The 16,394-nt window shown below is 46.7% G+C and carries 14 protein-coding genes and 2 rRNA genes (1 of these 16 running past the window's edge); 6 read left to right on the forward strand and 10 right to left on the reverse strand.

Features of this window, described 5'->3' with window-relative positions:
- Positions 1 to 3 precede the first annotated feature (3 nt).
- On the reverse strand, positions 4 to 420 hold the full coding sequence (locus DESAL_RS16965; protein WP_015853196.1) for a secondary thiamine-phosphate synthase enzyme YjbQ: 417 nt from the start codon (positions 418 to 420) through the stop codon (positions 4 to 6).
- A 138-nt stretch (positions 421 to 558) separates the two neighbouring features.
- On the opposite strand from DESAL_RS16965, the gene DESAL_RS16970 reads away from it, so the two are divergent.
- On the forward strand, positions 559 to 978 hold the full coding sequence (locus DESAL_RS16970; protein ID WP_015853197.1) for a hypothetical protein: 420 nt from the start codon (positions 559 to 561) through the stop codon (positions 976 to 978).
- 41 nt (positions 979 to 1,019) lie between these two features.
- Here DESAL_RS16970 and DESAL_RS16975 read toward each other — a convergent pair whose 3' ends face one another.
- Both DESAL_RS16975 and DESAL_RS16980 read right to left on the reverse strand, forming a co-directional pair.
- Entirely contained in the window at positions 1,020 to 3,179 is a 2,160-nt protein-coding gene (locus tag DESAL_RS16975; protein ID WP_015853198.1) for a PAS domain-containing hybrid sensor histidine kinase/response regulator, read from the reverse strand.
- Positions 3,180 to 3,304: 125 nt separating this feature from the next.
- Positions 3,305 to 4,342 carry a DUF1786 domain-containing protein gene (locus DESAL_RS16980; RefSeq protein WP_015853199.1) on the reverse strand — a complete coding sequence of 346 codons (1,038 nt, stop codon included), beginning with the start codon at positions 4,340 to 4,342 and terminating at the stop codon, positions 3,305 to 3,307.
- Positions 4,343 to 4,399: 57 nt separating this feature from the next.
- Between DESAL_RS16980 and DESAL_RS16985 the strand changes: the two genes are divergently transcribed.
- Positions 4,400 to 5,266 carry an esterase/lipase family protein gene (locus tag DESAL_RS16985; RefSeq protein WP_015853200.1) on the forward strand — a complete coding sequence of 289 codons (867 nt, stop codon included), beginning with the start codon at positions 4,400 to 4,402 and terminating at the stop codon, positions 5,264 to 5,266.
- A 50-nt stretch (positions 5,267 to 5,316) separates the two neighbouring features.
- Here the strand turns inward: DESAL_RS16985 and DESAL_RS16990 are convergent, their stop codons facing one another.
- Both DESAL_RS16990 and DESAL_RS16995 read right to left on the reverse strand, forming a co-directional pair.
- Positions 5,317 to 6,906: a HEAT repeat domain-containing protein gene (locus tag DESAL_RS16990; RefSeq protein ID WP_015853201.1), complete on the reverse strand. Its 1,590-nt coding sequence runs from the start codon at positions 6,904 to 6,906 to the stop codon at positions 5,317 to 5,319.
- A gap of 36 nt (positions 6,907 to 6,942) precedes the next feature.
- Entirely contained in the window at positions 6,943 to 7,401 is a 459-nt protein-coding gene (locus DESAL_RS16995) for a chemotaxis protein CheX (RefSeq protein ID WP_015853202.1), read from the reverse strand.
- A gap of 227 nt (positions 7,402 to 7,628) precedes the next feature.
- Here DESAL_RS16995 and DESAL_RS17000 point away from each other — a divergent pair, with 227 nt between their 5' ends.
- Together DESAL_RS17000 and DESAL_RS17005 are read left to right on the forward strand one after the other, a co-directional pair.
- Positions 7,629 to 8,870 carry a NupC/NupG family nucleoside CNT transporter gene (locus DESAL_RS17000; RefSeq protein WP_015853203.1) on the forward strand — a complete coding sequence of 414 codons (1,242 nt, stop codon included), beginning with the start codon at positions 7,629 to 7,631 and terminating at the stop codon, positions 8,868 to 8,870.
- A 23-nt stretch (positions 8,871 to 8,893) separates the two neighbouring features.
- Complete coding sequence (locus DESAL_RS17005; protein ID WP_015853204.1) at positions 8,894 to 10,642, forward strand: chloride channel protein; 1,749 nt, start codon at positions 8,894 to 8,896, stop codon at positions 10,640 to 10,642.
- Between the two features lie 10 nt (positions 10,643 to 10,652).
- Here DESAL_RS17005 and DESAL_RS17010 read toward each other — a convergent pair whose 3' ends face one another.
- Entirely contained in the window at positions 10,653 to 10,832 is a 180-nt protein-coding gene (locus tag DESAL_RS17010; RefSeq protein ID WP_015853205.1) for a hypothetical protein, read from the reverse strand.
- Positions 10,833 to 11,043: 211 nt separating this feature from the next.
- On the opposite strand from DESAL_RS17010, the gene DESAL_RS17015 reads away from it, so the two are divergent.
- Positions 11,044 to 12,111, forward strand: coding sequence for an HD-GYP domain-containing protein (locus DESAL_RS17015; protein ID WP_015853206.1), 1,068 nt, complete (start codon positions 11,044 to 11,046; stop codon positions 12,109 to 12,111).
- 55 nt (positions 12,112 to 12,166) lie between these two features.
- Here DESAL_RS17015 and DESAL_RS17020 read toward each other — a convergent pair whose 3' ends face one another.
- Positions 12,167 to 13,132: an AEC family transporter gene (locus DESAL_RS17020; protein WP_015853207.1), complete on the reverse strand. Its 966-nt coding sequence runs from the start codon at positions 13,130 to 13,132 to the stop codon at positions 12,167 to 12,169.
- Positions 13,133 to 13,271: 139 nt separating this feature from the next.
- Between DESAL_RS17020 and DESAL_RS17025 the strand changes: the two genes are divergently transcribed.
- A complete protein-coding gene (locus DESAL_RS17025; protein WP_015853208.1) occupies positions 13,272 to 13,856 on the forward strand; it encodes a hypothetical protein in 585 nt (194 codons plus the stop codon).
- Between the two features lie 2 nt (positions 13,857 to 13,858).
- Here the strand turns inward: DESAL_RS17025 and DESAL_RS17030 are convergent, their stop codons facing one another.
- From DESAL_RS17030 to DESAL_RS17040, 3 genes are all read right to left on the reverse strand, one after another.
- A complete protein-coding gene (locus DESAL_RS17030) occupies positions 13,859 to 14,440 on the reverse strand; it encodes a pentapeptide repeat-containing protein (protein WP_015853209.1) in 582 nt (193 codons plus the stop codon).
- Positions 14,441 to 14,616: 176 nt separating this feature from the next.
- Positions 14,617 to 14,731: ribosomal RNA gene (rrf, locus tag DESAL_RS17035) — 5S ribosomal RNA — on the reverse strand.
- A 100-nt stretch (positions 14,732 to 14,831) separates the two neighbouring features.
- Positions 14,832 to 16,394 (reverse strand): 23S ribosomal RNA (locus tag DESAL_RS17040); it runs 1,373 nt beyond the window's last position.

Genomic DNA, 16,394 nt, shown 5'->3' on the forward strand with positions numbered 1-16,394 from the left:
TTATTACTCACCTATAATTTTAACCAGAACCCTTTTACGCCGTCCGCCGTCAAATTCTCCGTAAAAAATCTGTTCCCAAGTTCCGAAATCGAGCTGCCCTTCAGTAATGGCGACTACAACTTCACGCCCCATGACCTGCCGCTTCATATGCGCATCGGCATTATCTTCATAGCCGTTATGCCGATACTGGCTGACCGGTTCATGAGGAGCCAGCTTTTCAAGCCAGACTTCGTAATCATGATGCAGACCGGATTCATCATCATTAATAAAAACACTGGCTGTAATGTGCATGGCGTTGACCAGACATAAACCTTCCTTTACCCCTGATTCGGCAAGGCATTCCTCAACTTTTGGCGTAATATTGATAAACGCCCTCCTGCCCGGAACCTCAAACCACAATTCCTTTCTGTAAGATTTCATCTATTGAAGCCTCCGTATCAACTTGACATCTGTATGCCGCAAATGCTTGATTCTTTTTTTGCTCTGCAACTACTGCAGGGCTGTCTTCGTCACAAATGAACAGCCTAAAAGCTACATAATATTTCAGGGAGAAACAACATGGATAAAGGTTACGCTGAAACTATCGCCTCCGACATTATGCAGATGCTCGAATCAGCTAAGGGCAGCGATCTGGACCTCAACGGCGGATTCCAGAATGACGCCTTCACTGCCGAGAACTTCTCTTTCGGCTACCTGTTCTACCCCCGCGAAATGCTCCTCGCTATTCCCCAGCTTCCGCAGGCGGTCAGAAAAAAGATTAAGAAATCAAATATTCTCGGAACCGTTGATCTTGAAGGCAGAAAGGTAGGTATCCACCTCATCTGCTCCTTGAATAAAGGCTTTGATGAAATTGAAACCGCAGAAGACATCATTGCCGGTATCAACAAGAAAGAACTTATGGACTTCAAGGAACAGATTGCCGGAATCCTGCACAAAGACCTTGTAGGAAATATTGAAGAGAAAACAACTGAACAGTAATAGAAAAAACCGCCATATTCCTGAGGTATATGGCGGTTTTTTTATTGTTTAGTACGTGGGACCAACTTACCGATAATCTGGACCAGTTCATCGATGTTGACCGGTTTTGACGAATAGGCATCCATGCCGTTACTGAGAAATTTTTCGCGGTCTCCTTCCATGGCATAGGCGGTCAGGGCGATAATAGGAATTTCATTCCCTTGCTCCCTGATTTTCTTGGTAGCCTCAAGGCCGTCCATTTCAGGCATTTGAACATCCATAAGAATTACATCAAAAGGACCGCTATTATCCAGCAGGTCCAAGGCTTCAAGGCCGTTTTCAGCAGTTTCCACTTCAAAACCCTGTTCGGTCAGAAAATGGGCAATGTAAAGCTGGTTGGTGGCATTATCTTCGGCCAGCAGAATTCGTGCGGCCAAGCCCTTATCATTCTTGCCCTCATCAAGAAATGCTGTATCTGTTTCGATACATTCGCCAACACTGGACTTGAGCCTGACTGTAAATTTAAATTCCGACCCCCAGCCTTCCCTACTGCTGAAGGTTATATGCCCGCCCATCATTTCCACCAACTGGCGGGAAATTGCCAATCCCAAGCCGCTTCCGGGATGACGCTTTGAATATCCGGCATTAAGCTGGACAAAACTTTCAAACAATTTCTCACACTTATCTTCAGAAATACCTATTCCGGTATCCTTAACCCGAAATTCAAGAACCGCTCCCTCTTCAAAGCTTCCCACGTGATCAACTGAAACTTCCACATATCCCTTTTCGGTAAACTTAATAGCATTACCGACAAGATTGATAATAATCTGCCCCAAGCGATACTCATCACCGTGGTAACAGCGGGAGACATCATCACTGACATTTGCCCGCAATTCGATGCCTTTTTCCTCGGCCTGTACCTTCAGCACGGAAAGCTGCTTTTCCAGCATTTCATAAAGATTGAAATCTTCGGGCCGAAGCTCCATCTTGCGTGCTTCGATTTTGGAAATATCGAGAATGTCATTAATGATATGCAGCAAGGACTCGGCAGCCTTTTTGACTGTGACAAGATAGCCCTGCTGCTCTCCGGTAAGATTAGTATTCAGGGTCATCTCGCTCATACCGATAATTGCACTGATCGGAGTACGGATTTCATGGCTCATATTGGCGAGGAATTCACTCTTGGCACGGCTGGCTTCTTCAGCGGCATCACGGGCTTCACAAAGTTCCACCTCACTGCGCTTACGCTCGGTAATATCCTGACCAACCGCAAGTACGCCCAGAGCACCGCCCTTGGCATCCAGCAGGCGGGAAAGAGACCATTGGATCATCCGTTCCTCGCCTCCTCTGGCGAGCACATAATTCTCCAGCAGCCGCAGGGGATTGCCGGAAAGAACAGTTGCAAACTGGCGGTTATGATCCGGCCAGAATCTTTCAGGAACAAAAAGTTCGTAATAATCCCGGCCAAGAACCTCATGCCGGGTTCTACCGAAAAGTTGCTCGGCCATGCGGTTGAACTCAAGAATCTTTTTGTCAGGAGAAAGCAATATGATCACGCTTTCTGCGGTCTTGACCAGTGAACGAAAACGGTAAGCACTTTCCTTGAGAGCTTCCTCCACCTTCTTTCTGGTGGTTATATCCTCAACAGAAGCAACAACTTTCTTGATACTGCCGTCATCTGAAATAATCGGCGAGGCGTTGATGGAAAGGAGCACCTTGCGTCCGTCCAGCCAATGAATAGCATGGCGGATATCAAGAACAGCATTGCGGATTTTCATTACGCGGTTGAAAGCCAGTCTTTCCTCTGGAAAGGGAGACCCGTCATGGGCAGTAATTTTCCAGATGGGATCATTATGCTGTTTGCCGATAATCTCTTCCCGGGCCACACCGTGCACCCGCGCTGCCTGATCATTGGCAAAAATAATTTTACCGTCATTATCCATGACGAGGATTCCCATAGGACTGGTTTCCATAATACTGCCCATGAGATCTCGCTCACGCTGCAATTCAATCTCAACTTTCTTTCTCTTGTCTATGTTCAGATAAAGAAAGCCGATAAAAACAAGCAGAACAGTAATGATGATAGCCGCACCGAGGATAAGAATCCTGTCAAGATTACCGGCCCCAAGCTCAGTAAGAGTAGCGGACAGCCATCCTTCGGCAAAAATATCCGTACACCCGGGCAGGAACAGTAATGTGGCAAATAATAGTGTGCGCAGCATAATTCCGAATCTGTTGTTTCCGTTTATGAGTCTGAATAAACCCGATCAACATTAGTAATAAATATATCTCATACACCATTATCGTCATTACCAGTCCAGAGCAAGACCAGAAGTAACTTTATTAACTACAATATCCCCTTTAAGCCCAGTCCCTTAATCAAACCAAAGCATCCGGCCAGCATCATATCACCACCGGGGGACGGAAACTCAACAGGATAACCGTTCAAAAGGGCGCGCCGGGGACCAAGCACGTAAGTGGGAGCAAAGCCCTGAGCTTCTTCAGGTAATTCAAGGGTCAAACAGCCATGACCCCAGTCATCAAACACATCCTGAAAACTGATATTACCCTGCCGGAACCGCTGAGAATCATCCCATAATTTTTCCGGGGTCATGTTCCCGGTATGGTGTTCATAAACACCGTAAACAGCGCCTTTATAGAGTAAAAATGAAACAGTATGGCTGTTCCCTACATTGATCAGGCAGACACCCTGCCTGTGGCTGTGTTCCATTATCTCATCCACAAAAAGGGCTCCGAGCACAGCCGCAGCACCGGTGTCACTAACCGCCCCTCCACCGATGCTATCCTGCAATTCAGCCATACGGGTAAACTCATCAGGCACGGCTTCAAAAACGAGACTCTCCGGACGTCCGTCATTCTCCAGCAGCAAATGCTTCCAGAGATTAAAGCGTCCTATACGGTTGCTTTTACCGGGATGGTAACCGTGATCCTGTACCGATGCAGTCACATAATCAGGATACTCCAGACCTGCCGCCTTAAAAAAATTCTTCCACCATGCAGCATCAAAGTCAGCAAGAGGAACTTCCGCGCACCCTTTCGGCTTTTCATCGGCAAGAATGATCCCGTTACTCTCCAGCCGGGAAAGATCATCACCTAGGGCAAGAGCCGCACGGGGATGGGCATAGACTTTATAACCCGCTTCCATATGGGGATAGACAGACCTTCCAAAACCACCGCCCATATTCCGGCCCGAAAGATAAATATCACGTCCCTGTCCGGTCAATTCCTTGATTCGTTCCCCTACTACCCGTGCCGGGGAAGGCAGTACGAACTTGAAACAGTTTTCAATCTCCACACCTTTAATATAATAAAGAACATCCTGAGTCCCGCTGCCGATATCCAGACTTAAAACCGTATTCTTCACTCCAGATCTCCATTTTTAACAGTAAAGATTGATAATTATGTTGCAGGCGGAAACAATTTGCGTCAATTGAAAACAGAATATGTTAACCGCAACCCCGCATTGACCATGATGAAAATAATCTTTTTCACCGCCCTGCTGATCCTGCTGCCACTGCCGCTTATCATTTTTGCCGCCCTTTGCAACAGAACGGAAATACGCAATAGAGGCACCGGACCGATGATCAAGGACATTGCCCGGGCCACTGTATCAGCAGGCATAAGCCTGATCATAGCCATCTGCACCCGCCCCTTCACTTTTCTCAGCAACCTTCCGCTGATCAAAAAAAACGGGGATGACACTCCCATTCTCATGACCCACGGGCTTTACCATAACAAGGTCGCATGGGTGGCTATGCGCTATCGCTTGAACCTTGCGGGATACACAAACCTGCACACATGGCAATACAACAGCTTTACTACATCCTATCCGGAGCTGGTGCTGGAACTGCGGGATATAATTTCAAAATTGCACTTGGAATCAGGAAGAGAAATCATCCTGACCGGACACAGTCTCGGCGGTCTGCTTTCATGCGGAGCAGCACAGGACCCCGAAATTGAAAAAATGTGCGCGGGGATTATTACCCTTGGAACACCTTACCGGGGCAGCATTCTCGCAACCATAGCCCTCGGAAGACTGGGACGCAGTCTGCACCCGCAAGGCAGTCTCTTTAAAGGGAAGAACAAAATCGGCTATCCCAGGAATATACCCAAAACAGCCATTATCTCTCCCACCGATGAACTGGTCCTGCCGTGGTCCAACCTCGAACCGACCTCTGAAGAATGGCAACTCAAACGAACTCACGCCATGGGACACGTAGCCATGCTTTACAGCAGACAGGTGGGCAAAATGGTAGTTGAATCGATCCGCAAAATACAAAACCAATAAAAAAAAAGGGAGAACCATAACAGTTCTCCCTTTGCTGTGATCTATATTTTCTAAGAAACGTATTCAGCAATCTTGGCTTTGAGCTGATCAGCAGTGAACGGTTTGGTAATAAAATCGTTCACCCCGGTCTTACGGGCCAGTTCCTGCTGGGAATACTCAGATTCGGTAGTAACCATGATTACGGGGATATCCGCATAACCGTTAGTCTGGCGGAGCTTGGAAACAAATTCCATTCCGTCCATAACCGGCATGTTCATATCAGTGATAATCACATCAAATTCTTCACTGAGTTCAATGTGTGAGTATGCATCCTGACCGTTTTCAGCCACAGTGGGTTCATACCCTCCACTGGTAAGAATGCTTCGATAGAGTGCAAGCATGGATTTGGAGTCATCCACAGCCAGAGCCCTCTTACCACCTGCAACAACAGCTTCAGGCAACCTGGCCATATCAGCTTCTGCTTCTGCACCGCCAATCTCAACCAGCTTGGCGCGGAAAGCTTCATGCACTTCAGCATCTTTGGAAGCTGCCACGGCATTCATCAGGAAACGGCCGATCTTGCCTTCAGCATACAGAGCCTGAAATACATTCACTGCCTTGGCGGTAACAATAGCCCGCAAAATCTTTCCGGCCTTGCTGCCGCCCTGACCTACTATCTCAACCAGCTTTTTGGTCACGCCGGGATTAACCAGTCCGTCAAGGCCGGTCATGACCGCCACGGTGATGAGTTCGTCATCATCTTCCAGACCATCGATAAGGCTGATCACACCCTTCATGGTGCCGATTCTGCCAATGGCTTCATAGATGGCGTACTTAACGCTTGAGTCAGTGGAATACTGCTTCTCAATGGCATCCATGAGCCCATCAAGAGCTTCCTTGTCCCCGATGAAACCAAGTACGTTGGCAGCGAGGATCATATCATCTTTCGCAGTATCAGGACTGATGATCTTATTCAGGTAAGGAACTGCCCTACTTCCCAGAACTGTCAGAGAGTCGGTAACTACCCGGCGTACGGTGGGGTTACGGTGGTGCAGGTTGGAAACAATAAAATCAAGGGCTTCGTCCGTACCTATGGTAGCGAGGCATTCAACTGCCTTCCATGTGGTCAGATCGCACACTTCGTAGCGATCTTCCTCGTTGTTGCGCTCAACAAATCCCTTGAGTTCGGGAATGGACTGCTCGTCCTTGAGTTCTGCAAGCATCTCTATGGACATAACCACGATCAGGTCATCGTCGTTATTGATATTGGAACGGAAAAGTTCAAGAGATTCAGGGCCGCCAATCTTTGAAAGCGAGGTAAGAACCTCGAATAAAAAGTCTGGATCAGAGGCTTCATCAGCCATCTGCATGAGAACAGGAACAGCACTTTTGAACTGAAATTCTCCACAAACCCTGATGCACAGGATACGTAATTTGCCATCTTCCTTGCTCAGAAGTTCTACCGTCTTTTGCTCATCAGCGGAAAGAACACCGTTCAAAGCGGTTACAACCATATAGTCAACAGAAGTATCTTCAAGCGGATTCTGGAACAGGTCCAGCAGAGCTTCCAGCTCAACCGGATCTTTTGCAGTGGCAACTTCATTGAGAATGCTGATCTTATCCAAGAAAGATTTTTCTCTGAAACCGATTAACATAGACATATTGTAATCTCTCTTTTTTACAGTGGAACTTTGTTTTTATTCAAAACAGAATTCAATGGTAAATTCCCCGGCATCGGTGGTGAAGGGGATAGCCATAATGGGAGTATTGGCAATGTGGGTAATGGTATGGTTATCTCCCATAATTACCGAAGGTGTGGCCCCAGAAAAACTGAGGCCCTGTTCAGCAAGCCCGGCTCTGGCCTGACCGGACACCATATTGGTAATCTCACCAACAGCATCCTGAACATCCTGAACGATATCCTGAACATCGTCGCCAAGCATATTCTTAACAATGGTCACCGCACAATTCTTTGTGAAGGATATTGATATTGTACCATTCATATCACCGGTAATACCCACCAACCCTGTAACGTCACCTACAGCGGTCTTGGTTTTTTTTACATAAGGCTTTCCCGGCTTCGGAGTGATCATGGCCATCATTGACAGCACATCCACTGCAGCCTTGATAAACGGCTTAGCAAGTTCAACATTCATATAGACATTCCCTACATCAGAAGTTTTCTCCAAGAGCAGGATCACCTTCAGTTCACGGTCTTTTCCTACTTAGAACACAATTTGAAAGATACTAACTTCAAAAACAGAAAGGTTCAAGAGACATGATTAAAATCCAGCGACAAAATCCATCACCATTGCAGCCCGGCCGAGTATAATGTAATCCACATTAATATTTCAAATACTCTGCTTACAAAGGATAATAGAAAATGATTCAAAGCTTGGTCGGACTGTTCGGTTTGGTATTCATCGCATGGCTGTTCAGCGAAAATAAAAAGGGACTCAGCCTGAAAAACATTATTATCGGGATGGCCCTTCAATTTACTGTAGCGGCACTCATGCTAAAAGTACCTTTTTTCAGTGACCTGATCATGTATTTGAACCACGCTGTAGATGCACTGCAACAAGCCACGCAAGCCGGAACAAGCTTTATCTTCGGTTATCTTGGCGGGGGGCCGCTCCCCTTTGCCGAAACTTCTCCGGGCGCGAGCTGGACTCTTGCTTTCCGGGCCCTGCCGCTTATTCTTGTGGTCAGTGCTCTTTCCGCCCTGCTCTTCTACTGGAGGATAATTCCGGTAGTGGTAAAGGGCTTTTCCTTGGCATTGCAAAAAACAATGGACATAGGTGGAGCATTGGGACTTGGGGTTGCCTCCAATATTTTTGTAGGCATGGTCGAAGCACCGATCATCATCGCCCCATATGTAAACAAGATGAGCCGCAGCGAACTCATGACCCTCATGATCAGCGGTATGGCGACAATATCCGGCACAGTGCTTGTTCTTTATGCCTCAATTTTGAATCCGGTACTTCCCGGCGCTATCGGGCATATCCTGACCGCCTCAATCATCAGCGCACCGGCGGCGATTCTAATTTCCCGGATAATGGTCCCGGAACAAAAAGGGCATCAGGGTGAAGACGGCCTTAACATCAAAAGCACTGCTTCCAGCTCAATGGATGCCGTAGTCAAAGGAACTTCCGATGGAGTCTCCCTGCTCATCAATGTTGTGGCTATGCTTCTGGTGCTGGTTGCTCTGGTAGCGCTGACCAACCAGATTCTCGCCTTTCTGCCCGACTTTCAAAACGAACCGCTTACCCTGCAACGCATCCTCGGTATCATCATGTGGCCTGTGGTCTGGCTGATGGGTATTCCGGCACACGAGGCTTATACGGCCTCTTCGCTCATGGGGACCAAGACCATCCTCAACGAATTTCTCGCCTACCTGCAACTTGCAGGACTTCCTGCCGGAACACTTTCCCCGCGTTCAACCATTATCATGACCTATGCCATGTGCGGATTTGCAAACCTCGGCAGCCTCGGAATTCTTATCGGCGGTCTTGTTTCCATCGCCCCCTCTCGCAAGGATGAGATAGTAGCCCTGGGTACAAAATCAGTAATAGGAGGAACTTTGGCTACCTGCATGACCGGAGCTGTGGTAGGACTACTCTATTAAGTCCCAAAAGGAATCAGGCAGCCATGATCAAATCAGGTAACAACATCAGCCCGGCGGAACTGAAACACTTCCTGCATAAACGGGCCCCTTCGCGCAATGCAAAACTCATTTTTGCCGCAACCGTAATAGGGTGTTGCTCTGCATTGGCTGCCGTGGTTTTGAACAGGGCACTTGATTATCTCAGCACGCTGCGCATGACCAATTCCCAGCACTGGTGGATGTTCATGCTGCCCGCAGTGGGCGCCACTCTTGCTGTTATCCTGAGTAAAAATATATTCAAGGAATCAGGCGGACACGGTGTAGGAGAAGTCATCGCAAAAGTGGGCTTAAAACAGGGCATCCTCCGCCCCATATCAATCATCAGCTCGCTTTTGACCAGCTTACTGACCATTGCCAGCGGCGGCTCAGCAGGGCCGGAAGCCCCGGTCGTGGTCAGCGGTTCAGCGATGGGTTCTAACCTGTCCCGGCTATTCAAAATGAGCGGACAATCACGCATGACCCTCATCGGATGCGGGGCAGCAGGGTCCATTTCAGCAATATTTAATGCCCCGGTCACCGGAATGATCTTCGCAGTAGAAATCATTCTCGGGGAATGGACTCCCTACCACCTCATTCCCATTGCAATCTCCTCAGTTGTTGCCACTCAGACGTCAAGACTGCTTGAAGGCAACGTTATACCGTTCAATGATCAATTCCCGCCCATGGGGATTACCGATCTGGGAACTTCCATCCTGCTGGCGGTACTGACCGCACTGGTTTCAGTGCTCTTTGTCCGCTTGATCCGGCAGGTAGGTTCCGCCTGTTCCTCTTTGACCAATAAACCGTGGATCAAAGCTGCCTGCGGCGGTCTGGCCGTGGGGATAATCGGTATATTCTTTCCGCTGGCACTCGGCGAAGGATACACCTCCATCAAAATGGCCATTCACGGAACCCTGCCTGACGGCATAGCGCTTATCGCTTTTATGGGAATGCTCAGAATAGTCACGACGTCGCTGACTCTGGGAAGTGGTGGCTTAGGAGGTATATTTGCTCCCTGCCTTGTTATCGGATCACTCTTCGGCGCATTCTACTACCGGGTAATTTCCCAGATAATCCCCCAGAACATACTAACCGGCGAAGGATCATACGCCCTGCTGGGTATGGCCGGAGTCGTCAGCGGAGTGATGCAGGCCCCTCTGACCAGTGTTTTTCTGGTGCTGGAAATCACCCACGGATATCAAGCGGTGATGCACATCATGATCGTCACTTTCCTTTCATCCATGCTCACTCACTCTTTTGAACCATCGTCTTTTTATTTTCGGGATCTGGTGGAGAAAGGACAACTTCTGCGCCCTAAAACGGATGAAAAAATATTGGCTGATATAGATACAGATCAGCTCGTTCACGATAAACTGACCTATGCCTGCCCGCAAATGACGGTGAGCGAATTCCTGAAAGTATTAACCAGCACCAGTCAAACCCACATCCCCATTATAAATAGCGAAACTCAGGAATTCATTGGCATGGTAGACGTGGTTTCAGCACGATCATCAATTCTTGACCCCGATCAGCAACAAAGTAATATCGGTGAGGTAGCCATAGACAGAAATGCTCCCATCATAGAACATGGTATGGGAGCGGCAGAAATTCTTGAAATAATGAACCGCAGTGGCAAGCGCACCCTTCCGGTAATGAAAAACGGCAGCTTCAGCGGCTTTATCAGCAAAGAAGACATCCTCTCAGCATACCGGGGCGAAATGAAATCTTACGGGAAAAGCGATAATCTTTTCTAAGAACCAAGAGCTAATCTTTACTCTTTTTACTTTCCGGTGATGTTGGGGAATCATCCTGAACATACTTTGCTTTCACAATTGTATCCGCAACACGACCCATGACTTTCTCGAGCTTACGTTTCAAATCCGGGTCTTCTTCAAGTAATTTTTTTGAAACACTCATAAATTTATCTGGTATTTTATCAGCCATATTTTCCCTTCAATCTTTCTCTCAAATTACTCCTAATAGTACCTTGCTAAGCATTGCATCATACACATTTGGATAAAAAGCTATAAAATCAAGCGAAAGATTAACAATATATTAAGACGGGTATTTACTTTTTAACCCCGCTATAATAATCTTCAATATCGTTTAATTTTTAGCATTTGGAAAGTGCTCTCTACTGAAAGGAATCAGTACCATGAACAATGATGCGGAAAGCCAGAATGCCGGAACTGAGGAGTTCTTGCAAATCAGTTTTAATATTTTAAATACATTCGGCAGCAGACTACCTGTATCTCTTTGCATACACGATGACGAATTTCAACGTGTCGTACCTCTTTTTGCGAAAGACACAAGACTCTCCGACAAGAAACAGGAACTGGTTAATAACTACTGTAGTGACGGAAATCTGTTCATATCCAAAGAAGACTACGCATCACTTGCCGGCCACATCAGTCAGAACCTTGGTGCATTACTGACTGAACATTTTCTGGACGAGGCTGCAGCTGCAGAAATTTTCTATGAAGGAGTTCTGGAAAAAGTACGTTCTTTTTACTCCAATCCCATTGGCGAAACTCTAACCGAGCTTAGCACTGTTCTGGCTATTTTTTGCGAATACGTGTGGGTTGATCCCAACAGATGGACATACTTTTTCAATACACTTAAACGGGAAAAAGACCTTTGTTGCCATGCGGTAAACACACTTTTTGTCGGTACATCCATCTATTTAAAAGTCCTCTACAAACCCGGGGAAAAAATGGACCTTAAGCCTCTTGCTTTGGGACTGGTCCTCCACGATCTGGGAATGACCCAGATCCCTTCAGCTGTAACCGGGAAAAACTCAAAACTGCTGTACAAAGAAAGAATGCGCATGCAGGAGCATGTCGATATTGCGGAAAAAATGCTTAACCGCCTTGAAATCAGGGATGAAATCATCAAATCCTGCGTATTCGATCACCATGAACGGTTGGACGGAAGCGGCTATCCCAAAGGAAGGCGCGGAGATGCGATAACTTTGGAAGCAAAGGTCTGCGCAATCTCAGATGCTTTTTGCGGTATGATCGCCGACCGTTACCACAGACCCGGGCTCAATCCTATTCTCGCAGCAATTATCCTCACCGAAAGCAAAGCGAAATACGACCAAAAACTGACCAGCTCACTAATATCATTCATCATATCCAACAACCCGGAAATGAAAGCCCTGCTGCAAGATAAGGCCAAAATGCAGCAACTAAGAACCATTGCATTACAAAAAGCAGCTCAGTAAAAAATAAGGCCGGAGTGAAATCACCCCGGCCTTTATCTTTCAGGAAAAATAAATCCTAACCGCGAATCAAGGGTATCCCGCAAGCTTCAGCCACGATGAGAGTCAGGAACATGGTTGGGATGTATAGAATCATGGAGACCAGTACGGTTGCTGAAGTTTCTGTTTCACAGGTACTATAGGATTCAGCAAGCACACAACACAGCGCCGCAGTCGGCATTCCCGACAACAATACGCCCATAAGCAATTCCTGTCCTCGCACCCCGAAAAGAAATAAGCATCCGGCAGCAAGAAGCGGATGCAATATTAATTTAAAAAAATTCACCAGCCCGATATTGAACCATTTCATCTCCATCTTCTGACGTACAATAAGAATTCCTATTGCAAACAAGGCACAAGGGACCGAAGCCATGCCGAAATTATGCAACCCGTCAGCCAAAAATCCCGGTAACTTCAAATGTAAAAAAGAGAATGCTGCCCCTACAAATGAAGCTCCGATCAAAGGGGTCTTGAGCATGGACAAAGCGATCTGCCCGACTATACCAAAAGTAGACTTAGTTTTATCCGCGCGATGCAGCTCAAAAGTAGCCACAACCATTATGACAATAACGATTGGAAGAATTATCGCCAGCGTAGTGGCTATCAAAGCCTGCCTGCTGCCATCATAAAGATACATCATGATCGGAAGGCCGAGATAAGCTGAGTTAGGAAAACTACCTGAGCTGGCCCGGATTCCGTCTTCAGTAAAATGGCTTTTGAATATAAGTTTCGAAGCCAGAAACATGAGCCAGTAAGCTCCAATCATTGCGGAAAGATAGCCGCCAATGAAACGAACCTGCGCAATTTCCTCAAACGGAGTTGTAGCCAGCGAGCTGAAAAGCAAGGCAGGCAAGGTAAAATAATAAACAAACCCGTTCAAAACTGTTGCAGAATTTTCAGGCAATATTTCACGCCGGAACGAAACAGCCCCGGCTAGAACCATCAAAAACAGTGGGATCAATGCAGAAAGGACAAGTGTCAGCATAAATTAATTGAGGAGTAAAAGATTGAATCGAAATGCGAATAAGACGGTCAGTAGTTTTCTGGAATTCGTATAGACATTTTTAATAAAAAATATTTATATAATAACAGGATGTAATTTTTATGACCAACCGGAGTCTGTATTGCCAGAAGAAATTATTCTAAGAAATGACATGCGTCCAGTAGGTATTGCACTGTGTGGTTTTGGGCTTTTCGGAACTATAGGATTTTTGCTCTTCAGCATTTTTGGTTCCTATCCCGCACAAAGCAATGGTGAAATTTATCTCGCTCGCATTCTGGCGACACTGGGAATAATTGCGTTTCTCTGGAAGATGATAACTCTTAATGCCCAAAAATATTTTTTAGAAACAAGTGATGACGGGATCAGGATAAATGGGACAGTCACCAAATATATTCCATGGGAAAACATTAAAGATATATTTATTGAGCAACCGACTCCAGAACCTCAAGAAGATGACGAAGACTACTCTCCGTTCATGAAACCACGACTGGCTCCGATCATGTATCTGCAAATTCACAATGCAGAAAAAATTTTCTTCGAAAGCAAGGTGTATAAATTCTCACCCCGCAAGGTCGACAATTATATAGAGAAGCTAGCTGCTCTCGATAACCGCATTCCACTTGATATGGAATTAATGACAGCTAATACGCAGGAAGAAATCTGTGAGATGCTGCGAACGAGATGGGAAATAGCTGTAGGAGAATAAATTTACTCTTTCAATTCAATATCCAGATTGGCTAGCAATGAGACCGCTTCTGGTAATGAAAATTTAGTTTTTTTAAGTTTGTTCGTCTCAGCATTCATAAAGTAATTTCTGGACGAGGTGAAATCAGCACTACTCAAATCAGCCTGATGAAACTGGCAGCCTGCAAAATCACAATCATCAAATTTTACTCGCGCCAACTTACAATCAGAAAATGAAGCTTCTCTCAATGAACAGGAGTTGAATTTAACCTTAAGCAAGTTTTGACTGCTGAATGCACATCTATCCATGAGGCAATTAGAGTAACGGGCCACTATTACAGGCCCAAGATTTCCCCAGTTTATACCCAGCAACTTTGAGTCCCGAAATTCAGTGTCGATAACCTTTGAATTTGAAAAGACTGCAACAGACATATTACAGCCTACGAAACGGCATTCTTGAAATTCACAATCTATAAACTCGGCATACTGAAGAGAAGAAGCTTCAAAAGTACATCTGTAAAAATTAACTTCCAGCAAAGTCTGATCTTCTAGATCAACATTTTCGAATGAAATGTTTTCATAGGATTCATAATCTTCGATATGCATTGAATCTCTCCTGACATATATTTATCAGACGACTTTATACTCCTCGTCTTACGAACAAGCAAGGGCGGTAGCGAAAAAACGCCCCCCTTCCCCTCACTCCCCGTACCTTCCAAAACCAATCCCGCCCCAAACAAGTAAAGCCCCCTTGAGTTAACAAGGGGGCTTTGAAATAAAAAAGCTTGCGGCGACCTACTTTCCCACTAGCTACCTAGCAGTATCATCGGCGATGGAGAGCTTAACTTCCGAGTTCGGAATGGGGTCGGGTGTGACCTCTCCTCAATGGCCGCAAGCAAATTTGCTTGCTCGTTTGAGCAAAATATATTGTTTAATAGAGAAGAATTAGAGTTCCATTAGCTTCAACCGTTTAGGGTTAAAGTTAAGGGAAGAGAAGAAAAATAAGTCGCACGATTTATTAGTACTGGTCAGCTGAATGCATCACTGCACTTACACCTCCAGCCTATCAACCAGGTGGTCTACCTGGAATCTTTAGATGCTAAAGCATAGGGATAACTAATCTTGAGGCAGGCTTCCCGCTTAGATGCTTTCAGCGGTTATCCCTTCCGAACTTAGCTACCCTGCAATGCCGCTGGCGCGACAACAGGAACACCATAGGTTCGTCCACCCCGGTCCTCTCGTACTAGGGACAGACCCTCTTCAATTATCCTACGCCCACGGTAGATAGGGACCAAACTGTCTCACGACGTTTTAAACCCAGCTCGCGTACCACTTTAATCGGCGAACAGCCGAACCCTTGGGACCTGCTTCAGCCCCAGGATGTGATGAGCCGACATCGAGGTGCCAAACCGCGCCGTCGATGTGAACTCTTGGGCGCGATCAGCCTGTTATCCCCGGCGTACCTTTTATCCTATGAGCGATGGCCCTTCCATGCGGAACCACCGGATCACTAAGACCAACTTTCGTTCCTGCTCGACATGTCTGTCTTACAGTCAAGCTCCCTTATGCCTTTGCACTCGACGGCTGGTTTCCAATCAGCCTGAGGGAACCTTTGCAAGCCTCCGTTACTTTTTGGGAGGCGACCGCCCCAGTCAAACTACCCACCAGACACTGTCTCCAAGCCGGATAACGGCGTTGGATTAGAATTCAAGACTATCAAGGGTGGTATTTCAAGGTTGGCTCCACCGACACTGGCGTGCCGACTTCAAAGCCTCCCACCTATCCTACACATGATAGCCCTAAACCCAATGTCAAGCTATAGTAAAGGTGCACAGGGTCTTTCCGTCTTACCGCGGGTAACCGGCATTTTCACCGGTAATTCAATTTCACTGAGTCTCTGGTTGAGACAGTGGGGAGATCGTTACGCCATTCGTGCAGGTCGGAACTTACCCGACAAGGAATTTCGCTACCTTAGGACCGTTATAGTTACGGCCGCCGTTTACTGGGGCTTCAATTCGGAGCTTCGACCGAAGTCTAACACCTCCTTTTAACCTTCCAGCACCGGGCAGGCGTCAGTCCCTATACATCGTCTTACGACTTAGCAGAGACCTATGTTTTTAGTAAACAGTCGCCCCCCCCGATTCTCTGCGGCTCCAAACAGCTCATTAAGTGAATCAAGTCACCGTCTGGAGCATCCCTTCTCGCTAACTTACGGGATCATTTTGCCGAGTTCCTTAACCAGAGTTCTCTCAAGCGCCTTGGTCTACTCGACCCGACTACCTGTGTTGGTTTGCGGTACGGTCAACAAATGCTAAACTTAGAAGATTTTCTAGGCAGTCTGGAATTACTCACTTCAAACGTAAAGTTACGGCATCGTGTCTCGGCCTTAAAAAGGAACGGATTTGCCTATTCCTTAAGCCTACGCACTTACACCGGCATATCCAACAGCCGGCTGAGCTATCCTACTGCGTCCCTCCATCGCACACATTTGCTGGTACGGGAATATTAACCCGTTTTCCATCGACTACGCCTTTCGGCCTCGCCTTAGGGACCGACTAAC

Source organism: Maridesulfovibrio salexigens DSM 2638, from assembly GCF_000023445.1.
Classification (GTDB): Bacteria; Desulfobacterota; Desulfovibrionia; order Desulfovibrionales; family Desulfovibrionaceae; genus Maridesulfovibrio; species Maridesulfovibrio salexigens.

Coding starts and splice junctions, on each gene's coding strand:
- DESAL_RS16970 (WP_015853197.1), top strand. CDS start 559: ATGGATAAAGGTTACGCTGAAACTATCGCCTCCGACATTATGCAGATG.
- DESAL_RS17015 (WP_015853206.1), top strand. CDS start 11,044: ATGAACAATGATGCGGAAAGCCAGAATGCCGGAACTGAGGAGTTCTTG.
- DESAL_RS16965 (WP_015853196.1), bottom strand. CDS start 420: ATGAAATCTTACAGAAAGGAATTGTGGTTTGAGGTTCCGGGCAGGAGG.
- DESAL_RS17020 (WP_015853207.1), bottom strand. CDS start 13,132: ATGCTGACACTTGTCCTTTCTGCATTGATCCCACTGTTTTTGATGGTT.
- DESAL_RS17005 (WP_015853204.1), top strand. CDS start 8,894: ATGATCAAATCAGGTAACAACATCAGCCCGGCGGAACTGAAACACTTC.
- DESAL_RS17000 (WP_015853203.1), top strand. CDS start 7,629: ATGATTCAAAGCTTGGTCGGACTGTTCGGTTTGGTATTCATCGCATGG.
- DESAL_RS17030 (WP_015853209.1), bottom strand. CDS start 14,440: ATGCATATCGAAGATTATGAATCCTATGAAAACATTTCATTCGAAAAT.
- DESAL_RS16990 (WP_015853201.1), bottom strand. CDS start 6,906: ATGTCTATGTTAATCGGTTTCAGAGAAAAATCTTTCTTGGATAAGATC.
- DESAL_RS16995 (WP_015853202.1), bottom strand. CDS start 7,401: ATGAATGTTGAACTTGCTAAGCCGTTTATCAAGGCTGCAGTGGATGTG.
- DESAL_RS16975 (WP_015853198.1), bottom strand. CDS start 3,179: ATGCTGCGCACACTATTATTTGCCACATTACTGTTCCTGCCCGGGTGT.
- DESAL_RS17010 (WP_015853205.1), bottom strand. CDS start 10,832: ATGGCTGATAAAATACCAGATAAATTTATGAGTGTTTCAAAAAAATTA.